At 35.7% G+C, this 17,563-nt stretch carries 23 protein-coding genes; 5 read left to right on the forward strand and 18 right to left on the reverse strand.

Annotation, left to right across the window (positions count from 1 at the left end):
- Positions 1–9: 9 nt before the first annotated feature.
- The gene (panE, locus tag BAU23_RS02550; RefSeq protein WP_033656787.1) at positions 10–897 is read right to left on the reverse strand and encodes a 2-dehydropantoate 2-reductase; all 888 of its coding nucleotides are present in this window, start codon (positions 895–897) and stop codon (positions 10–12) included.
- 295 nt (positions 898–1,192) lie between these two features.
- On the opposite strand from panE, the gene BAU23_RS02555 reads away from it, so the two are divergent.
- Positions 1,193–1,666: an N-acetyltransferase gene (locus BAU23_RS02555; RefSeq protein WP_000506687.1), complete on the forward strand. Its 474-nt coding sequence runs from the start codon at positions 1,193–1,195 to the stop codon at positions 1,664–1,666.
- A 35-nt stretch (positions 1,667–1,701) separates the two neighbouring features.
- Here the strand turns inward: BAU23_RS02555 and BAU23_RS02560 are convergent, their stop codons facing one another.
- From BAU23_RS02560 to BAU23_RS02570, 3 genes are all read right to left on the reverse strand, one after another.
- Positions 1,702–2,208, reverse strand: a complete 507-nt coding sequence (locus BAU23_RS02560; RefSeq protein WP_000246460.1) for an RsfA family transcriptional regulator — start codon at positions 2,206–2,208, stop codon at positions 1,702–1,704.
- 129 nt (positions 2,209–2,337) lie between these two features.
- Entirely contained in the window at positions 2,338–2,511 is a 174-nt protein-coding gene (gene rpmF, locus BAU23_RS02565; RefSeq protein WP_001984764.1) for a 50S ribosomal protein L32, read from the reverse strand.
- 61 nt (positions 2,512–2,572) lie between these two features.
- Positions 2,573–3,073 (reverse strand): YceD family protein, encoded by a 501-nt coding sequence (locus BAU23_RS02570; protein ID WP_000872151.1) that lies wholly within the window; start codon positions 3,071–3,073, stop codon positions 2,573–2,575.
- A gap of 168 nt (positions 3,074–3,241) precedes the next feature.
- Between BAU23_RS02570 and BAU23_RS02575 the strand changes: the two genes are divergently transcribed.
- Positions 3,242–4,468 carry a nucleotidyltransferase gene (locus BAU23_RS02575; protein WP_071733465.1) on the forward strand — a complete coding sequence of 409 codons (1,227 nt, stop codon included), beginning with the start codon at positions 3,242–3,244 and terminating at the stop codon, positions 4,466–4,468.
- 26 nt (positions 4,469–4,494) lie between these two features.
- Here the strand turns inward: BAU23_RS02575 and BAU23_RS02580 are convergent, their stop codons facing one another.
- Positions 4,495–5,520, reverse strand: a complete 1,026-nt coding sequence (locus BAU23_RS02580; protein ID WP_000476291.1) for a SepM family pheromone-processing serine protease — start codon at positions 5,518–5,520, stop codon at positions 4,495–4,497.
- The gene (locus BAU23_RS02585) at positions 5,513–6,304 is read right to left on the reverse strand and encodes a patatin-like phospholipase family protein (protein ID WP_000662591.1); all 792 of its coding nucleotides are present in this window, start codon (positions 6,302–6,304) and stop codon (positions 5,513–5,515) included. The genes BAU23_RS02580 and BAU23_RS02585 overlap by 8 nt, the downstream gene beginning before the upstream one ends.
- 112 nt (positions 6,305–6,416) lie before the next feature.
- Here BAU23_RS02585 and ylbJ point away from each other — a divergent pair, with 112 nt between their 5' ends.
- Positions 6,417–7,646: a sporulation integral membrane protein YlbJ gene (gene ylbJ, locus BAU23_RS02590; RefSeq protein ID WP_000273073.1), complete on the forward strand. Its 1,230-nt coding sequence runs from the start codon at positions 6,417–6,419 to the stop codon at positions 7,644–7,646.
- On the opposite strand, the gene coaD is transcribed toward ylbJ, so the two are convergent.
- Together coaD and rsmD are read right to left on the reverse strand one after the other, a co-directional pair.
- Positions 7,638–8,129: a pantetheine-phosphate adenylyltransferase gene (gene coaD, locus BAU23_RS02595; protein ID WP_000200601.1), complete on the reverse strand. Its 492-nt coding sequence runs from the start codon at positions 8,127–8,129 to the stop codon at positions 7,638–7,640. The two genes, ylbJ and coaD, sit on opposite strands and share 9 nt — an antisense overlap.
- Complete coding sequence (gene rsmD, locus BAU23_RS02600) at positions 8,126–8,692, reverse strand: 16S rRNA (guanine(966)-N(2))-methyltransferase RsmD (protein WP_001266992.1); 567 nt, start codon at positions 8,690–8,692, stop codon at positions 8,126–8,128. Before rsmD ends, coaD begins: the two co-directional genes overlap by 4 nt.
- Positions 8,693–9,217: 525 nt before the next feature.
- Here rsmD and BAU23_RS02605 point away from each other — a divergent pair.
- Complete coding sequence (locus tag BAU23_RS02605) at positions 9,218–9,607, forward strand: DUF7147 family protein (RefSeq protein ID WP_000616004.1); 390 nt, start codon at positions 9,218–9,220, stop codon at positions 9,605–9,607.
- A 54-nt stretch (positions 9,608–9,661) separates the two neighbouring features.
- Here the strand turns inward: BAU23_RS02605 and BAU23_RS02610 are convergent, their stop codons facing one another.
- From BAU23_RS02610 to BAU23_RS02635, 6 genes are all read right to left on the reverse strand, one after another.
- A complete protein-coding gene (locus BAU23_RS02610; protein ID WP_002088292.1) occupies positions 9,662–9,928 on the reverse strand; it encodes a YlbG family protein in 267 nt (88 codons plus the stop codon).
- A gap of 127 nt (positions 9,929–10,055) precedes the next feature.
- Positions 10,056–10,508, reverse strand: coding sequence for a YlbF/YmcA family competence regulator (locus BAU23_RS02615; protein WP_000634367.1), 453 nt, complete (start codon positions 10,506–10,508; stop codon positions 10,056–10,058).
- A 116-nt stretch (positions 10,509–10,624) separates the two neighbouring features.
- Positions 10,625–11,197, reverse strand: coding sequence for a histidine phosphatase family protein (locus BAU23_RS02620; protein ID WP_000134943.1), 573 nt, complete (start codon positions 11,195–11,197; stop codon positions 10,625–10,627).
- A 77-nt stretch (positions 11,198–11,274) separates the two neighbouring features.
- The gene (locus BAU23_RS02625) at positions 11,275–11,520 is read right to left on the reverse strand and encodes a YlbE-like family protein (RefSeq protein ID WP_001200915.1); all 246 of its coding nucleotides are present in this window, start codon (positions 11,518–11,520) and stop codon (positions 11,275–11,277) included.
- A gap of 11 nt (positions 11,521–11,531) precedes the next feature.
- The gene (locus tag BAU23_RS02630) at positions 11,532–11,999 is read right to left on the reverse strand and encodes a YlbD family protein (RefSeq protein WP_071733467.1); all 468 of its coding nucleotides are present in this window, start codon (positions 11,997–11,999) and stop codon (positions 11,532–11,534) included.
- A gap of 87 nt (positions 12,000–12,086) precedes the next feature.
- The gene (locus tag BAU23_RS02635) at positions 12,087–13,121 is read right to left on the reverse strand and encodes a CAP domain-containing protein (RefSeq protein ID WP_000757182.1); all 1,035 of its coding nucleotides are present in this window, start codon (positions 13,119–13,121) and stop codon (positions 12,087–12,089) included.
- Positions 13,122–13,326: 205 nt separating this feature from the next.
- On the opposite strand from BAU23_RS02635, the gene BAU23_RS02640 reads away from it, so the two are divergent.
- Complete coding sequence (locus BAU23_RS02640) at positions 13,327–13,692, forward strand: YugN family protein (RefSeq protein ID WP_001160931.1); 366 nt, start codon at positions 13,327–13,329, stop codon at positions 13,690–13,692.
- Positions 13,693–13,727: 35 nt separating this feature from the next.
- Here BAU23_RS02640 and ctaG read toward each other — a convergent pair whose 3' ends face one another.
- From ctaG to ctaD, 4 genes are all read right to left on the reverse strand, one after another.
- Positions 13,728–14,633: a cytochrome c oxidase assembly factor CtaG gene (ctaG, locus tag BAU23_RS02645; RefSeq protein ID WP_000069033.1), complete on the reverse strand. Its 906-nt coding sequence runs from the start codon at positions 14,631–14,633 to the stop codon at positions 13,728–13,730.
- A gap of 85 nt (positions 14,634–14,718) precedes the next feature.
- The gene (gene ctaF / locus BAU23_RS02650; RefSeq protein WP_000279358.1) at positions 14,719–15,051 is read right to left on the reverse strand and encodes a cytochrome c oxidase subunit IVB; all 333 of its coding nucleotides are present in this window, start codon (positions 15,049–15,051) and stop codon (positions 14,719–14,721) included.
- A gap of 3 nt (positions 15,052–15,054) precedes the next feature.
- A complete protein-coding gene (gene ctaE, locus BAU23_RS02655; protein ID WP_000557861.1) occupies positions 15,055–15,678 on the reverse strand; it encodes a cytochrome c oxidase subunit III in 624 nt (207 codons plus the stop codon).
- A complete protein-coding gene (ctaD, locus tag BAU23_RS02660) occupies positions 15,678–17,513 on the reverse strand; it encodes a cytochrome c oxidase subunit I (RefSeq protein WP_175472357.1) in 1,836 nt (611 codons plus the stop codon). The genes ctaE and ctaD overlap by 1 nt, the downstream gene beginning before the upstream one ends.
- Positions 17,514–17,563: the final 50 nt, after the last annotated feature.

Raw genomic sequence — 17,563 nt, forward strand, 5'->3', positions numbered from 1 at the left:
GAAAAACACTTATAATTCCATCCCTTTTATTGCATCATACAAAAATTGAAGTGTCGGAACGGATTGTTGTCGTCCCTTTGCTTCTTCTAATACATATCCGACAATCGCATTAATTTCCGTTTGTCTATTCTCTCTTACATCCGCTAACATAGATGATGTATTACGAGCTGTTTTTTCACATACTTGGCATACCATTTGCCATACCATTCTTTTGTCCTCTTCTTTAATAAGAAATGCGACTTCCTGAAATACTTGCTCCATCATTTGATAAAAAAACGGATTTGAAATTAACTCTCCGTTCTCAACCCGTAATAATGCGGTCAGTGGATTAATACATACATTCACCACTAATTTATTACGCATAATCCCATTCCAATCATCTTCTATTTGAATCGGAAAATAATGTAAAGGAAAATGATTCAATACCTTTTCAAAACCATTAGATTGACCACGCACTACACCAAACTTTGTAACACCTATTCCAGTGTGATGGACTGTATGTTTCCCTTCTTTTTTCGCACCATGCTCCACGATCCCAACCGCTATACGTTCATTCCCTAATTTTTTCATAATATGAAGGTGAGACATGCCATTTTGTAAAAAGATTAATGACGATTCAGCCTGCACAAAAGGTAATATGTCAGTTATATGATACTGCTTTACAGCAATAAATGTATAATCCAACTTCTCATCTCGCATACTTTCTATTGGTAAAACAGTTGGGAATACCGTTTCACTTTCCCCATTTCTAATACAAGTTACACCTGTTACATTCAATTCCTCAGCCTGCTTAGCCGTCCTTGTAAACAACGTAACATCTTGATTATTTTTTTGTAAATAAAATGTATATAGTAGACCAATAGCTCCTGGTCCAACAATTCCAATTTTCATCTTCACACAAGGAACATATATTAACAAGTGATATACGTTCCCTTGCCCTTCCCCCTTTACGGCTTATTAAATTATAATTGCATAGTTAAGGATTCAATTATCTTTTAACAAATGCAACCTCTTCTTTCACTATGTATATACTACTTATATACATAGTTCTACTCTTAGTTTAGCAAATCCTCAAAAAAATAATGAAAGAAATATTCTATCTTCTTCATAAAAATTAAAAAATGAGTTATAATATTATTATAAATATTTTAACTTTTCTGCATTCAACAAGATATGAAAAGGATGTGATGTAATGGGATTCCCAAAAGTTGAGCGCTTGCTCATCAATTATAAAACATTAGATGAATTTAAAAAATTTAAAGGTTGCGGAGCTCAAGAACTATCCATGTTGGAAGAATTAGAAGCAAACATTATTGAAAATGATAGCGAATCTCCATTTTACGGTATTTATTACGGAGGATCGCTAATCGCACGTATGAGTCTATACATGAAAAGGAACGGCGGGGAACCATTTGAAATTACAGGACCTTACCTAGAACTTTATAAACTTGAAGTGTTACCGACTTTTCAAAAACAAGGATTCGGACAAATACTTGTTAACTATGCAAAGCAACTGAAATTCCCAATTAAAACGATAGCACGTATCCATTCAGCTGGTTTTTGGGATAAATTGAGTTTCCAACCAGTATCAGTACCTGATGGCGATTTTTATATTTGGCTTCCAGAAACAAATGTGAATGCGGTTACAAATGAAGAATCTGCATAAGAAATAAAAAAAACAGCTGCGTAACAGCTGTTTTTTTATTTCTTTAACTTCTCCAATTTCCCATTCGAGCGAGCACCATTTCTTTCCGCTACCATTACACTTCTTTTTTGATCGATATAATCAAGTAATGTTCTATATTCTTCCTCATATACTGATAATCGCTCCAGAAGACTTTCTCGCTCTGTTTGTAACGATTCAATTTGTTGTTGCAACACCATTAAAGAGTTTTCATCTTTATAATTTCGTAAGAAATCAATAACATCATTCAACGTAATAGATTTCGGCTCTAATACCTTTGTCTCTTTCACTTCATAATTTTCTACCTTACGAAGTTGCTTTGCTTCTTCAATACGTTCTTTGTATTGCTTTCTAACGTAAGAATTCCATCTAAATCCACATGCTGCTGGTGTGCGAGACAAATGTCTACCCACTTCTTTAAAGGCAGAAAGTTGCGTTCCACCTTCTTGAATATGCCGGAGTACTACTTCTGCCAGAAGCAAATCTTCATCATCAGTCCAAGCATCTTGTCTTGTTGTCGCCATCTCTCTAGTCCTCCCTATGCATTTTTTATTAAGCATATGCAGTTACTAGAAAAGATAGAATACAACAAATAAAGAATAAGACAAAAAAAATAAACGCAGAAGATATCTTCTACGTTTATTTTCCCGCAATTACTTGCTGATTACTTCTTTACCTTTGTAAGTACCGCATGCTTTACATACACGGTGAGCTAATTTCGCTTCACCACAGCTTGGGCACTCTACCATACCAGGTACTGATAATTTGAAATGCGTACGACGCTTTCTTTTTACTGTTTTAGAAGTTCTTCTAAAAGGTACAGCCATTCTTCCCACCTCCTTAAAAGAAATAGTTATTTTCATATGAAGGCCTAAACCAGTCTTCCGATTATTTGTCAAAAAACTTTGCAAGTCCTGCTAATCTTGGATCAACAGTCTTTTCTTTGTTTTCTTCCGAAATCACTTGCCAGTCTTGACCTTGCATCGGCGCTCCACCAGAAACATCATCACTGAAAATTTGCATTGGAATCTCCAAAAGTATATTTTCCTTGATTACGGGCAGTAAGTCAAGTACTTCTCCTTCTAAACAATGAATTTCAGCTTCTGTTTCAAATTCTTCTTCTGAAGTTTGGAACACCTCAGTTGTTTTAATGTCAAATGGTAATGTCACATCTACTAAAGAGCGAGAACATGGTAAAACCATGCTTCCAGTTATATGTAGATGAAACGTAAACTTACCGGAGCCAAAATCAACTCTTCCTGTTACATGAACAGGATTAATTTCACGAATATCTTTCTCGACCTCTTTTAGCTCACTTACATCTACCATTTCATTCAATGTCAATCCTTTATTTCTCAATTTATTCAATTGATGGATGGACCATTTCATATCATATCACCTCAAGGCAACAAACAAAATTATAGCTAGCCATTTTATATTTGTCAATGTTTTTTCTTTACACTATAATGAAGTCATCATAGGAAATAATATATAGATTATCACGTTTTCCAAAAAGATGCTACATCGAAAGGAGAGATTACCATAAAAGCCAGTGGTATTGTTGTTGAATATAACCCTTTTCATAACGGTCATGCTTATCATGTGCAACAAACAAAAAAGTTAACACAGTCTGATATTATTATCGCCGTTATGAGTGGTCCTTTTTTGCAGCGTGGTGAGCCAGCACTCATCTCCAAATGGTATCGTACTAAAATGGCCTTAACAAACGGCGTAGACCTTATTGTAGAGCTTCCTTATGCATTTGCAACACAAAAGGCCGAAACTTTCGCAAATGGCGCAATTTCGATTTTAAACGCCCTTCATGTTTCTGAGATTTGTTTCGGTAGTGAAGATGGGGAAACTGGAAATTTCTACAATACCATCTCTGTACAAAAAAATGAAGAAGAGACTTTTAATCGTCTTGTGAAGCAATTTATGAATGCGGGTAATAGTTATGCAAAAGCTACATCCGAAGCCTTTCAACACATCTTACCACCTGAAAAAAATGTAGATATGTCACAACCAAATAACATTTTAGGTTTACAGTACATTAAAGCTATCCTTTTACAAAATAGCTCCATGCAAGCACAAACCATAAAAAGATTCGCCTCTCATTATCATGATGAAACATTTCACGATCAACATATTGCAAGTGCAACAAGTATCCGCAAACAACTATTTAATGAACACGGTTCATCTACAACTATTGAGCCTTTTATCCCGAAAACAACTGCTTCTCTTTTAGAAAACTACAAGCAAAACTATGGGACGTTACATAACTGGGAAAAATACTTTTCATTTTTTAAATACAAACTTATGACGATGTCTCCAGGGGACTTACAACATATATATGAAATTGAAGAGGGTTTAGAGCATCGTATTTTATCCAAAATACAAGACAGTTCATCTTTCTATTCATTCATGGAAGCATTAAAAACAAAACGTTATACATGGACTAGATTACAAAGAGCTTGTACACATATTTTAACAAATACAACGAAGGAAGAAATATATAAAGCAAATATAGAACAGCACGCGCCGTATATCCGTCTACTCGGAATGTCACAAAAAGGACAAACTTATCTTTCTAAAAATAAGAAAAGAATAGAACTGCCAATCCTTACACATACAAAAACATTCGAACACCCTACTTTAGACATAGAGCGAAAATCAAATGCTGTATATTTCTCCATAATGCAAGAACCTTTGCGGACACACCTGCTAAAACAAGAAGCAACGCATCATCCAGTTCGTTATGATGAAACAACTAAAAAATTCCTATAAGAAAAACCTCTCTTTTTCAGAGAGGTTTACTTTATTTTACCCATTTTTTCCAAATACGTTAATGCATCATCCAGTGTGTCCACCGGTACAATTTTCATCTTTGTTTTAATATCTTTCGCAGCTTCAAGAGCATCTTTATAATTCGATTTCTCTACACCCTTTTCATTTGGCGCAAAGAACACTTCAGCTCCCGCATCACTAGCAGCTACTACTTTTTGCTGAATACCACCAATGGGACCAATTTCTCCTTTATCATTGATTGTACCTGTTCCAGCTATTTCATGTCCGTTTGTTAAATCTTCTTCAACGAGCTGATTATAAATTTCTAAGGTAAACATTAAACCCGCTGATGGCCCCCCTATTTCATGGGAATCAATTTTCACTTTCGGATCTACCACTAACTCTCTTTCTGTAACGATAGATACACCTATTCCAACGCGGCCATTTCCATTAGGAATTGTCTTTACATTTAAATTTTCTTTAAACTGTTCTCCACCTCGCTTGTATTCAATATTTACTGTATCTCCCTCTTTTTTCCCTGTCATATACTCAATAAATTGTTCCGTCTTTTCGAATGTTTTTCCGTCGACAGCTATGATGACATCTCCAAGCTTAAGCTTCCCTTCTGACGGCATTCCCTTTGTCACACCAGCAACTAGGACCCCTTTATTTTCAAAAGATACGGAACGATTTGCACGTTTATATGCATTATAAATTGCGGCGTTTTGTGAATCTTTCATTGCATAATTTTGGCGAAATTGATATTCTTCATCACTCTCACCTTTTTGCAATATTTCTTCCGCCTTCGAAACGTGTGTATATTTATTAAATTGCGCGGCTATTAAGTTCACAACATTTGCAGGCCCCATTGAGACTGTGACAAGCATAAAATCACCAGACTCTTTAGTTCCACCGTCAACTTGCACGTACGGCGCTAATTTCGCGGCCATACCTGGTTTTGTCACATAGTATGGCAAACGCACATAAACAAGTAGCATCGCCAATATAACCCCTATTAAAATTGCATATATAAACCGAAAACGCTTAAACATTATGTTTCTCCTTCCACTGCTCAATTAGTAAATAAATGTTTGAAATGTGTTTTTCTGCTTCCACTTCTCCGACCCTAATAATGTCTTCAATATGTGTAAAAGCACGCGAACTAAATTGTTCTACTGCTGGCCTCATCATTAAATCTGATGCTATTTGCCGATTTATCACAAGTTCATGTTGCATGATTTCAATACTCTGCATAATCACATCATAAATCGATGTAACCTCTCCATTCACCTTAATTGGAGATACATCAACAGCAATAACAATATCAGCCCCTAAATCTTTTACAACCGATACGGGAATACGGTCAATTACCCCTCCATCCACTAATAAGCGGCCATCTATTTTCTCTGGAACAAACACCCCTGGCACAGATATACTAGCTCGAACCGCCTCTGCAATCGGACCGCTTGTAAAAACAACTTTTTCCCCCTTCAAAATGTCAGTAGCCACAACAGCCGTTGGGATATCTAACTCTTCTAAATTTTTATTATATGTAAACATTTTAATCATATCTTTGATACGTTTTCCAGCAATAAATCCCATTTTAGGAACTGTAAAATCCAAATAATATTTCCTTTTAAAAACAGCGGCCAATCTATACAATCTTTCAACGTCACAACTCGCTGCATAAAATGTACCAATTAACGCTCCTATACTACTACCTGCTACCATATGAATAGGGATGCCAGCTTCCCTTAACACTTTTATTACCCCTATATGAGCAAAACCTTTTGCACCTCCGGATCCAAGTGCTAAACCGATTTTTGGTTCCTTCATTTTTCTCACCCTTTAATTTTTTTCATTCCTTTTTCATACTTATGGTCTAAATTCACCACATATCCACGTATACTGAAATGAACGTTTTTGGGACAAAGGGGGATTTTCTTACATGTACGAAAAATGGAAAACTGCTTTTCTTACCATATCAATGTTGTTTTTAACCTTTTCTCTTGTACTCCACCCCCAAGCTGCTTTGCAAGCTTCAATTCGAGGGTTAAATATATGGTGGGAAGTTGTATTCCCTTCACTACTACCGTTTTTCATCATTGCGGAACTTCTAATCAGTATTGGTGTTGTAAAATTTATCGGTGTTATATTAGAACCACTAATGCGTCCATTGTTTCGTGTTCCAGGGGTAGGCGGGTTTGTTTGGGCAATGGGAATGGCTTCAGGATTCCCCGCTGGCGCCAAATTAAGCGCTAGACTACGCAAGAGCAACCAACTAACACAAATTGAAGCGGAACGACTCGTATCTTTCACAAATTCTTCTAATCCGCTTTTTATTTTCGGAGCGGTTTCTATTGGTTTTTTCAATAATCCGAAATTAGGGCTCGTATTAGCAGCAGCACATTATATAAGTAACTTTACCGTCGGGTTACTGATGCGCTTTTATGGTAGTAACGATACTTACATAAAAGAAAAACATACGAATCAAAAACGTGCCTTTCAAAATCCTTTTTCCATTCTCCACCAAACGCGTATGCAAGAAAAAAGGCCAATCGGAAAACTACTTGGTGACGCTATCGTTTCTTCTATTCAAACACTGCTCATGATTGGTGGGTTTATTATTTTATTCTCTGTTTTAAATAAAATGATTACTGTTTTCGAAATTACAGAAGCGCTTTCTTTTATTATGCAACATATTTTATCATTCTTCCAACTTACCTCCCAATTTAATATTCCGATATTATCCGGTATTTTTGAAATGACGCTTGGAAGCCAAATGATCAGCCAAATAAATGAAACAACACTTCTTCAACAAGCAATGGTAACAAGCTTCATTTTAGCATTTAGTGGTCTTTCTATTCAGGCACAAGTAGCAAGCATATTAGCGGAGACAGATATCCGTTTTAAACCATATTTTTTAGCTCGAATTATCCAAAGTATTATCGCTCCTATTCTCACTTTTATATTTTGGGAACCATTTTATGAAAAAGTTCATTCTGTCTCGCCTACACAAGAAGATATTCCCGTATTTTTATTGAATCATTCTTTTACACTAAATGATATTTGGACAGCATTTATACACTACGGACCAATCTTCACCTTATTTTGTTTATATTTATATGTTATCTTATTGTTTTTACGTATTTATAAAGAAAAACCCCGTTCACTTTAACGGGGTTTGAAACTTTTCTTTTAAAGCTCGCTCTACAATCGGAGGAACAAGGTCTACTACACTTCCTCCATATCTCGCAACTTCTTTCACAATACTTGAACTTAAAAATGAATATTGATTGTTTGTCATAATAAAAAAGGTTTCTATATTTTCGTCTAATTTTCGATTCATTGAAGTAATTTGCATCTCATATTCAAAATCAGAAACCGCTCGCAAACCACGTAATATTGCATTTGCATTACGCATTTTTGCATATTCCACCAATAATCCACTATGTGAATCAACCTTTACATTCGGAATATCCTTTGTCGCCTCTCGAATTAACTCTAAGCGTTCTTCTACCGAAAAGAATGGTTTTTTTGATGAATTATTTAAAACAACTACATATACTTCATCAAATACTTTTGCGCCCCTTTTAATAATATCCAAATGCCCAAGGGTAATTGGATCAAAACTCCCTGAAGAAATAGCTATACTTGTCATTCCGTCCCCTCACCTTCATACTTATAAATCGAAATTGCTGTAATCCCATAGTTTTCCGCTCGTACTTTTACAAGTTCTCCTATAGAATCAGGTAAAACCACGTCATCCCCGTGCTCTGCCATAATGATTCCATCTTTATTTAACAATCCATGTTGATCCATCACACTAACTAAAGAAACAATTTTTTGAGCTTTATATGGAGGGTCTATTAGTATAAGATCGAATGATATTTCACGCTTTATAAGCGCCTTTACCGCACGCTCTGCATCATTTCGATACACTTCAGCTTGTTCTTGTAGCCTACAGCTTTCTAAATTTTGATGAATGACTTTTATCGCTTTACTATCTCGATCAACAAAAATCGCTTTATCAATCCCTCTACTTATGGCCTCAATTCCAAGACCACCGCTACCACCAAATAAATCAAGAGCGATACCACCATCATAATAAGGACCTATCATATTAAAAATAGATTCTTTCACTTTATCTGTCGTTGGACGCGTTGTATTACCAGGTACCGCTTTAAGTGGGTGCCCTTTACATTTTCCTGAAACTACTCTCATCTGTTGTCACTACCTTTATTTCAATCTATAGAGCGATTACAGCAAATTCTTTTCAATTCAGTAACCGCTACCAATTCATACTATTTCATACATTTTTTTATTAATTTGTTATTTAAATAATTGAAAACCTCAGTTAAAATAACCGCTCGCTATTTCTTTCATATCCATTTCACTTTTTGCAAGCAACAACCCTCTATGTACATCAGTTCCACTTTACCTTTTTTATCCTATCATAAAATAAAAAAAAGAAAAATAAAAAGCCTAACATAAATTTTAATTTCATTATGTATATCTTCATTTAGATTGGACATAAATAAATATAACAACATCACCTTCGATGTTGTTGCCAACCGCGGAGAAGACTTACGTTTCCCCATAAGTTCTTCCTCCGGTTTCTCCTCTCCCTTTGCCTTCTTACTAGTTCATACTAGTATAAGAAGGGCCCTGCATTGCAGGGTTTTTTTCTTTGTCTACTTTTCATTTAAAAAGTGAGATGGTACAGTAAAAGAAAGAGGAGGCAAAAATATGATTCAACGCTTTATAGAACTCGGAGAAGGCTACTCTGATTTATATGAATTACTCGAAATTGCCAAAGCAAACAAAGAACGTATAACACACATGTTACAATTTGAAACTGTAAAAAACGAAAAAAAAGTGTGTTCACTTGTTGTAATACTAAAACCTACAACTACTGGTGATTTTCAGCCATTATACATATGTCGTGAAGGCATTCCTGTACTTGAAAATAAAAAAAGCAAACGTGTTATTTTATTTGAAGAAACGGCGGAACAAATAGGGAAAAAAGTTACTACCTTTACTGTAAAACCGTCGACAACTTTCCCTGAAAAAGAACTATTTTTCAATCATCTAATTGGTATTTTACGAATGAACAATTTCATTCCTCCAATGAAATAACATGTTATTTAAAATAAAAAAATCCCCCACTAAATTTAGCAGGGGATTTTTTTATTAGCTATAATCGTATTCCTTCGCCCGATCAGGACGTGAATTTTCGAATTCCGTTTTTAAAAATGGGCGATACGACTGTTCTACTTTTTTTACAAAAGGAAGTTTATTCAATTTTTGCATCATATGCTCAATTTGTTCCATATCACAATATACAACCGCATATTTCAATCGTTTTGATATGTAATGAATGTTACCATATTTCCTTAAAATCTTGGCATGTTTCAATGAATGTAAATAAACAATCATACTTTGTCGTTGCCCGAACATAATCTTCTCCATCTTCTCCTTTTAAAAACTTATATTCTTATCTTTTATGAAAACCAATCAGAAATTTATGATATTAAAGGACAAACTCTGTATACGTTTTCTTCCATATTCTAAAAAACGGGGTAAATTACCCCGTTTTTTTACAACCACAACCGCCCCCGGTACCACAACCACCGCCACAGCCACCCGCATCAAAAAACGGATTTCCTGTTGGAACTTTAATGGAAGAGGATACCTCCGAACCGATTGCTACACTAACTTCATCTAATAACTTTTGTAAAGCAGTTTCTGCTTTTTTAAAGGCTGCAATTTTATCATGCAAATCTACAGAACGCTTTAATTCCCTCATTTTCGTTGAAACGAAAGTGTAGTCAGGATGATATTTACCAAAGCGTTGCACTTCTTCATATCGCTCTTTCATCGCTGTAAACTGTTGAATTAGCGTCTGGACATCTATATCTTCTTGTATATCCTTATAACACTTACGATAATCTTCTGCTATATCTGAACAAATGATTGATTTTGCAAGCTGCTCTGCCTTATCTAAAATCAGTACGCTTTCCAGCGTCGCTACAATCATGAGAGACACCTCCGAGTATTCATCATAACACATTTGGGACAGAACTACTAATTGAAGTCTCTCACCTAAAAGAAAGATATGCTTCTAACTTCTTTTCATATAATCCTCTTATACTCCTATACGCTAATATGCTCCGCAACATTGTATTTAAGAACATCCCATTTCCCACTATTTTCTTTTACATAGCTAATACATGCGTTTTTTAACGGCGTTTTAAATGTAATTTCCTCTGGTGTAATCGCATGTAAAATTGCTTTTATTGCATGTGAATGCGCAACAATGATAATACGCTTATCTCCATGGGTTGCTGCAACCTCTTGTAAAGCGGTAAAACAGCGTTCTACAATCTCTTCGTCCCGCTCCATACCTTTTACATTACCTTCTGCAATTAACTCTCTAACTGTCGCAACTGGTTTCCCAGAAGCTTCTCCAAAATTACGTTCCATAAATCGCTCATCTAATAAAATAGATTGCAACCCAATAGCCTCAGCAATTTCCCTAGCTGTTTCTTGAGCTCTAATTAAAGGGCTACTGATAATAATATCCCACGATTCTGCTTGCAAGGCAGCTGCACTTTGACTCGCTTGCTTTTTCCCAACTTCGTTAAGCGGAATATCTTCGCGCCCTTGAATAATCTCTTGAAAATTCCAATCAGTTTGTCCATGTCGTACTAAACAAATTTCCGTCATGCTGCAACTCCTTTTTAAATAATCCGATTCTATTGTAACAAAAGTTTTGCATGACGGACATAGTTTTCACCTTCCAATTACGTCGTATTTTGCTGCTTCATATACTGAAACATATCAATCATAATTGAAGCCACCGCTAATTGATTTTGAAATTTTTCCACTTTATCCGGTATTGTTTTTTTGAAATGCTGCATAGCAGCTAACTCAAAGGCTTCTTTTTCTTCTGGATTACGCGTTAATTTCCGATACCAGTACGGCTGTTCCCGGATATAACGAGTTAAATCCTCATCAGCTTTTATAGACTCCATAAGATCTGCTCTCATCCTCTTTCCCCCTAATCCTTTTGAAAGAAAAATGGATTATTTTCAGAAGTACTTTGTTCTTCTTGCGCGCGGTTTCCTTGAAATTGTTGTATAACTTGTTGCACACTACCAATCGCACTCGTTACATTTGCTAAATGTTGTTGCATTTGTTCTACGTCTAGCTTCTTAAAAAAAGAAAGCATTTGTCCCATCACATCAGCAGTTTTTTCTTCTTCAGTTTTTTCTTCTTCAGTTTTTTCTTCTTCAGTTCTATCTTCTTTTTTCTCTTTATTTTTTTTCACTGAAGAAAAAGCAGGTGCTCCATCAGGTCTATAGGCTGCCCATATTCGATCCTCTTCACCGAGTAAGTACCATTCTTCATAAAATTGCTGCCAAGTTTTTTGGCCACCTCTAACCTCATGAACCATTTTAGGGTGATGGTTTACAAATTCTTTAAACTGCTGAACCGATGGATGCAACGGCCCTTTTGTTGTCGGCATAATCCTCACCTCTTCTTGTATATCTACTATATTGTAAGAAAAAAAAGGCGCATGGTTCGCCCATTTTTAGACGATTCATGCACCTTTTTATTTTCGAATAAAGTTTTGAGTATAAAACTTATCGTATACCCCAACACCTAATCCAGTGAATTGCTCATTTAATAAATTTTTTCTGTGACCTTCACTATTTAACCAGCCTTGTACCGCTGCGATTCCATCACTATGTTGCGCCGCTATATTCTCACCAGCAAGTTGAAAAGCTACTTGACCACGTTGCAGACGATCTCCTAACGTACCAAAAGTAGGCGAGTCATGGGAAAAATAATTATTATCCTTCATATCTTTACTATGGCCAAATGCAACGTCTGCCGTTTGTTGATCCCATGTTAACAACGGTAATTCATGACGACCTCGAATAATATTTGTTAAGTCTAGAATTTGCTGCATATTTCCATTTTCTACTTGCTTCATTTTTTCTGGAGTCAATGGTTGTTCCGCTATTAATTCTCCTGAATAAACAAGCTGATACGGTCTTTGGCGTAATAACGTTTCATCATCCATATAACGAACACCAACAAGCTCATGTGTAAAATGATCAAAGTATAATTGTGCCCATCCATCTTCTACAGGTATTAGTGGTTGTTCCATTACTTCCGTATCAGATAACTCAAATTGATAATTATTTTTCCCTCTTTTTAATGAAATCTCATGTGAAATCGGATTCTTTTTATATACTTCTTCATACTTTTCATTTATATAATAAGGCGTCACCTTAACTTGTTCACCAGCAACATACGCCGTTACAATTTTACGTTCAGCAACTCCAAATTGAACATACTGAGTTAAATCTTGATTATACACCCACCATTCATATCCATAGGCAGACGGCTCTATTCGAGATGGTTCGCCCCACTTTGCTAATAAATTCTCAGAGTCCCCACCAATCATATTTAAAACAGTGTCTGAGGTTTCTTCATTTATTTGCTTTTTCTTTTTCACAATTTTATTTTCTTGCTTAGAGTGAGATGGGGTTAATATATATTGCGAAACGAGTAATTTCCCGTATAAATCCACAGCTAAAATTAAAAATGTAATGATTACGATACGTAATACTTTTTTCAAACGATATACCTCCTGAACAAAACATAAAATTGAGATATACACAAATCCTTTTCTTTCCTTTTTGTGTGTACCGTACTCTTTTCACTATATCATATTTTCACGAAAAAAGTCTGGATTATCCCTTTTCTCTCAATATGAATTGCACTTTCTTATTATTCATACTATTATAAAAATAATAGTATGAATAATAAGAAGGAGGTATTTTATGCAATTTACAAATACAAAGTTTAATGATGCAGTCGTAGATTTAACTCTTTTAACTGAAATCATGGAAAACAACCATTTTGTACTCGCTGGACAATGGGATTATGAACGCATTACATACGATTATAAATTTGAAATATTAACGGATATTTATTATTTACGTGTACAAGGTTTTGCTGTTGAAGGTGACATCGGCGGTAGACACGCTCAAGTAAAACTATTACCTCCCTTATTAGGAAAACATTATTATCCTCATGGCGTTGAATATGGTGATGATGAGATTTTCCCAACGAATGTACTTCAAAAAAGCGAACAACTCCTACAAAATATTGAAAAAGAATTGAAAGAATTTCAAATTATAGAATAACAAAAAACGAGAGCATCAATAAGATGCTCTCGTTTTTATTTTGTCTGCAAATAAGGGGGTAACTCTTGCAACTGCTCTTTATCCTTTTCACGCTCTCTACGTGCCCATTTAAAGAACACATAGCCGATAATCGTACCGTACACTATTTCCTGGACAATTTTCATAATGATACCGCCTGTTTGCTGGTCTTGTACGACTGGCATCCAATGTAAAAATTCTGGTCCGGTTATATTTAAATCTGATAAAGTACCCGCTGGTACACAAAGTTCCATCGCCTTCATCCAAGCGGCTGAATCCGTATATGTTGCAAATAATGGTGCAGTCGCAAAAATTATTAATGCACAAGCTGGTGTTAATAAAATACCATTAGCAAACATGTAACCAAGCTTCTTTATATCACTTAACGTTTGATATTCCGGCAACGGATTTAGCATCGGCCACCACATCATCATTGCTGCAAAAAACAATATAGCAAGGCAAATAGGATGCGCTATTTGACTTTGTTTTACTGTATCAAAAACAACTGGCAAATGATAAAAGGAAAACAGACCGTTAAATACGAACAACGCAATAAGCGGCTTTGCAAAAACCTTCAGCACAATTTGAACGAACTTAAAAGAAGTAATATATTGATATAGCCATACAGGTATACCAAGCAGTAATAACGGTGGAACTGCAATATACATTATTGCCATTTCAAACATATGTGCGCTAAATATAATATGACCAATTAAATCAATAGGTCCTCCCTTTACAAAATACAAGAGGACAATCCCAGTCGTAAAATAAAAAATTTGCTTCTTACTTACCTTCGTCGCATTTTCAAATCGCGTTCTATATGGTCCAATAATTAAAAAGTACCCAATAAGAATCGAAAGCATAAATAATAAAAAGATCGGACTCCATAGAGCTTGAAAACCAAATATCCACAAGTTACTCATTGTCACACCCACCTTCTTAAGGTTATCCTTTCACATAATGTGAAGAGGGAGCTGTGACAACACAAGCTCCCTTATTTTTCACTTTTCAGATCCACACGATCGTCATAAAAGCTAAAATTGTAATTAATCCTATTAACAGACCAGAATAAAGAAAGAAACTTGCCGCTTCATGTCCTTTATGACTCATATGCATAAAATAATACAATTGAAAAATTACTTGTACCACTGCTAATAGTAAAATAAATGGTACAGAGAAAGTCGGACTAAAAGTTTTCGGAAATGCAACTGCCACAAATGCAACTAATGTTAAAAAAATCATTAATGCAAACGTAATAACTTGATGCTTCATCTCCTCCGCACTTTTTCTCTTCCGATAAACAAGATCAACTTTAGGATTATTCGTTTGCTTTACGGCCATTGTTTATCCCACCATTCCCATTAAATATACTACAGTGAAAATAAACACCCAAACTACGTCAATAAAGTGCCAATAAATTGATGCAACATAAAACTTTGGTGCGTTGTATAAATTTAAGCCTCTCTTCGCATTTCTAAAGATTAATGTTAAAATCCAACATAATCCAAACAACACGTGGAGCCCGTGTGTACCAACAAGAGCATAGAATGCAGAACCAAATGCACTACTTCTCATAGTATGCTTAAATTCATGCGTATAATGATAAAACTCATATATTTCAAACCCCAAAAATCCTAATCCCAGCAACACTGTTACAAGTAACCAAAGTTGCATTTTCTTAAAGTTGAAATTTTTCATATGATACATTGCATATACACTCGTTAAACTACTTGTTAACAAAAGCATCGTCATGATGAAAACGAGTGGCATTTGAAACATCTCTTGAGATGTTGGTCCGCCATTTGTAGAGTTCTTTAATGCTAAATATGTGCCGAATAAGGAAGCGAACAACACCGTTTCGCCTCCAAGAAATAACCAAAAACCGACAAACTTATTTTTTCCCTCAAGGGTTGCTTTTTCAGGCTCTGCTGGAAATGTTTCATTCGTTAATTTTTCATCTACATGCATTATGCCTTGCCCCCCTTATCCTCTAAATCTTCTTTATGAATATGATATCCATGATCATCGACTACTGAGCGAAGGAACATTGTACCAAATGTAATGATTAAACCAATAATTGCTACTAACAACCAAAACTTATCTTTTCCACCCTGCATATACATCGCACCAAACGCGGCTATAAATAAACCTAAAGAAATGATAAACGGTGAAAACGAAGGGTTTGGCATATGAATATCACCAACTGGTTCCGCAGCTGTCATCTCTTTATTACCTTCACGTTTTTCAATCCAAAACGGATCTAATCCGCGAACAAATGGTAATTGTTTGAAATTATATTCCGGTGTAGGTGCTGGCATTGTCCACTCTAATGTACGTGCATCCCATGGGTCACGACCAGCCTTCTCTTTTGACACTGTTGTTTTAATTACATTGAATAAAAGAACGATTGTGCCAAGAGCCATAAATACTGCTCCAATAGAACTAATCATATTCCCCATTTCTAATCCTTGTCCCTCTAGGTATGTGTAATAACGACGTGGCATACCAATTAATCCAAGGAAATGCTGAATAAAGAACGTTAAATGGAAACCGATAAAGAATAACCAAAATGTTATCTTTCCTAGCGTTTCATTTAATACCTTATTAAACATAAGCGGCCAATAATAATGTGCACCTGCAAGTAAACCAAATACAACACCGCCGACAATTACATAATGAAAATGTGCTACCACAAAATAATTATCATGAAATTGATAATCAGCTGGTGCAGATGCAAGCATAACGCCTGTAACTCCACCCATAACGAATGATGGAATAAAAGCTACCGCCCACATCATTGGTGTTGTAAACCTAATACTTCCACCCCACATTGTAAAGAGCCAGTTAAATATTTTAATACCTGTGGGAACTGCAATCGCCATTGTTGCAACTGAGAAGATAGCGTTCGCAACAGGACCAAGACCAACTGTAAACATATGATGCGCCCATACCATAAATCCTAAAAATCCGATTAATACAGTCGCGAACACCATCGATGAATAACCAAATAATCTTTTTTTCGAAAATGTGGCGAAGATTTCTGAGAATATTCCGAAAGCTGGGAGTATAAGAATGTATACTTCTGGGTGACCGAAGATCCAGAATAAATGCTCCCATATAATTGTGTTCCCACCTAATGCCGGATTAAAGAAACTTGTGCCAAATAAGCGATCTAGCATTAAAAGACCTAATCCTACAGTTAATGGAGGAAATGCGAATAATATAAGTGACGATGTTACAAATGTTGTCCATGTAAACATCGGCATGCGCATATAGGTCATTCCTGGCGCTCGCATATTAATAATTGTAACAAGGAAGTTAATACCTCCAATTAATGTACCAATACCTGATATTTGCAAGCCGAGTACATAAAAGTCAACACCATGCCCTTTTGAGGCTAAAGCTAAAGATGCATACGATGTCCAACCTGCATCAGGTGCTCCTCCTAAAAACCAACTTAAATTTAAAAATACTCCACCAAAGAAAAACAACCAGAATCCGAGTGAATTCAAAAACGGGAACGCCACATCACGTGCTCCAATTTGAAGTGGTACTGCGGCGTTCATAAATGCAAACACGAGTGGCATAGCTGCGAGGAAAATCATTGTTGTACCGTGCATCGTTAATACTTGATTATAAGCATCCCCAACAAGAAAAGCATTGTTAGGAATCGCTAACTGAAGGCGAATAAATAGCGCTTCTATTCCGCCTATTATAAAAAATACTCCACCTGCAATTAAATAGAGAATGGCAATCTTTTTATGGTCTACTGTCGTTAAATAATCCCATATGACAGCACCCATCCCCTGTTTTTTTGCTACAGAACTCACGTTTTCAACCTCCCCTTCGCAAA

Source organism: Bacillus nitratireducens (assembly GCF_001884135.1).
Lineage (GTDB): Bacteria > Bacillota > Bacilli > Bacillales > Bacillaceae_G > Bacillus_A > Bacillus_A nitratireducens.

Coding starts and splice junctions, on each gene's coding strand:
- BAU23_RS02555 (WP_000506687.1), top strand. CDS start 1,193: ATGGGATTCCCAAAAGTTGAGCGCTTGCTCATCAATTATAAAACATTA.
- BAU23_RS02560 (WP_000246460.1), bottom strand. CDS start 2,208: ATGGCGACAACAAGACAAGATGCTTGGACTGATGATGAAGATTTGCTT.
- rpmF (WP_001984764.1), bottom strand. CDS start 2,511: ATGGCTGTACCTTTTAGAAGAACTTCTAAAACAGTAAAAAGAAAGCGT.
- BAU23_RS02570 (WP_000872151.1), bottom strand. CDS start 3,073: ATGAAATGGTCCATCCATCAATTGAATAAATTGAGAAATAAAGGATTG.
- BAU23_RS02580 (WP_000476291.1), bottom strand. CDS start 5,520: ATGTTTAAGCGTTTTCGGTTTATATATGCAATTTTAATAGGGGTTATA.
- BAU23_RS02585 (WP_000662591.1), bottom strand. CDS start 6,304: ATGAAGGAACCAAAAATCGGTTTAGCACTTGGATCCGGAGGTGCAAAA.
- ylbJ (WP_000273073.1), top strand. CDS start 6,417: ATGTACGAAAAATGGAAAACTGCTTTTCTTACCATATCAATGTTGTTT.
- coaD (WP_000200601.1), bottom strand. CDS start 8,129: ATGACAAGTATAGCTATTTCTTCAGGGAGTTTTGATCCAATTACCCTT.
- rsmD (WP_001266992.1), bottom strand. CDS start 8,692: ATGAGAGTAGTTTCAGGAAAATGTAAAGGGCACCCACTTAAAGCGGTA.
- BAU23_RS02605 (WP_000616004.1), top strand. CDS start 9,218: ATGATTCAACGCTTTATAGAACTCGGAGAAGGCTACTCTGATTTATAT.
- BAU23_RS02610 (WP_002088292.1), bottom strand. CDS start 9,928: ATGTTCGGGCAACGACAAAGTATGATTGTTTATTTACATTCATTGAAA.
- BAU23_RS02615 (WP_000634367.1), bottom strand. CDS start 10,508: ATGATTGTAGCGACGCTGGAAAGCGTACTGATTTTAGATAAGGCAGAG.
- BAU23_RS02620 (WP_000134943.1), bottom strand. CDS start 11,197: ATGACGGAAATTTGTTTAGTACGACATGGACAAACTGATTGGAATTTT.
- BAU23_RS02625 (WP_001200915.1), bottom strand. CDS start 11,520: ATGAGAGCAGATCTTATGGAGTCTATAAAAGCTGATGAGGATTTAACT.
- BAU23_RS02630 (WP_071733467.1), bottom strand. CDS start 11,999: ATGCCGACAACAAAAGGGCCGTTGCATCCATCGGTTCAGCAGTTTAAA.
- BAU23_RS02640 (WP_001160931.1), top strand. CDS start 13,327: ATGCAATTTACAAATACAAAGTTTAATGATGCAGTCGTAGATTTAACT.
- ctaG (WP_000069033.1), bottom strand. CDS start 14,633: ATGAGTAACTTGTGGATATTTGGTTTTCAAGCTCTATGGAGTCCGATC.
- ctaF (WP_000279358.1), bottom strand. CDS start 15,051: ATGGCCGTAAAGCAAACGAATAATCCTAAAGTTGATCTTGTTTATCGG.
- ctaE (WP_000557861.1), bottom strand. CDS start 15,678: ATGCATGTAGATGAAAAATTAACGAATGAAACATTTCCAGCAGAGCCT.
- ctaD (WP_175472357.1), bottom strand. CDS start 17,513: ATGGGTGCTGTCATATGGGATTATTTAACGACAGTAGACCATAAAAAG.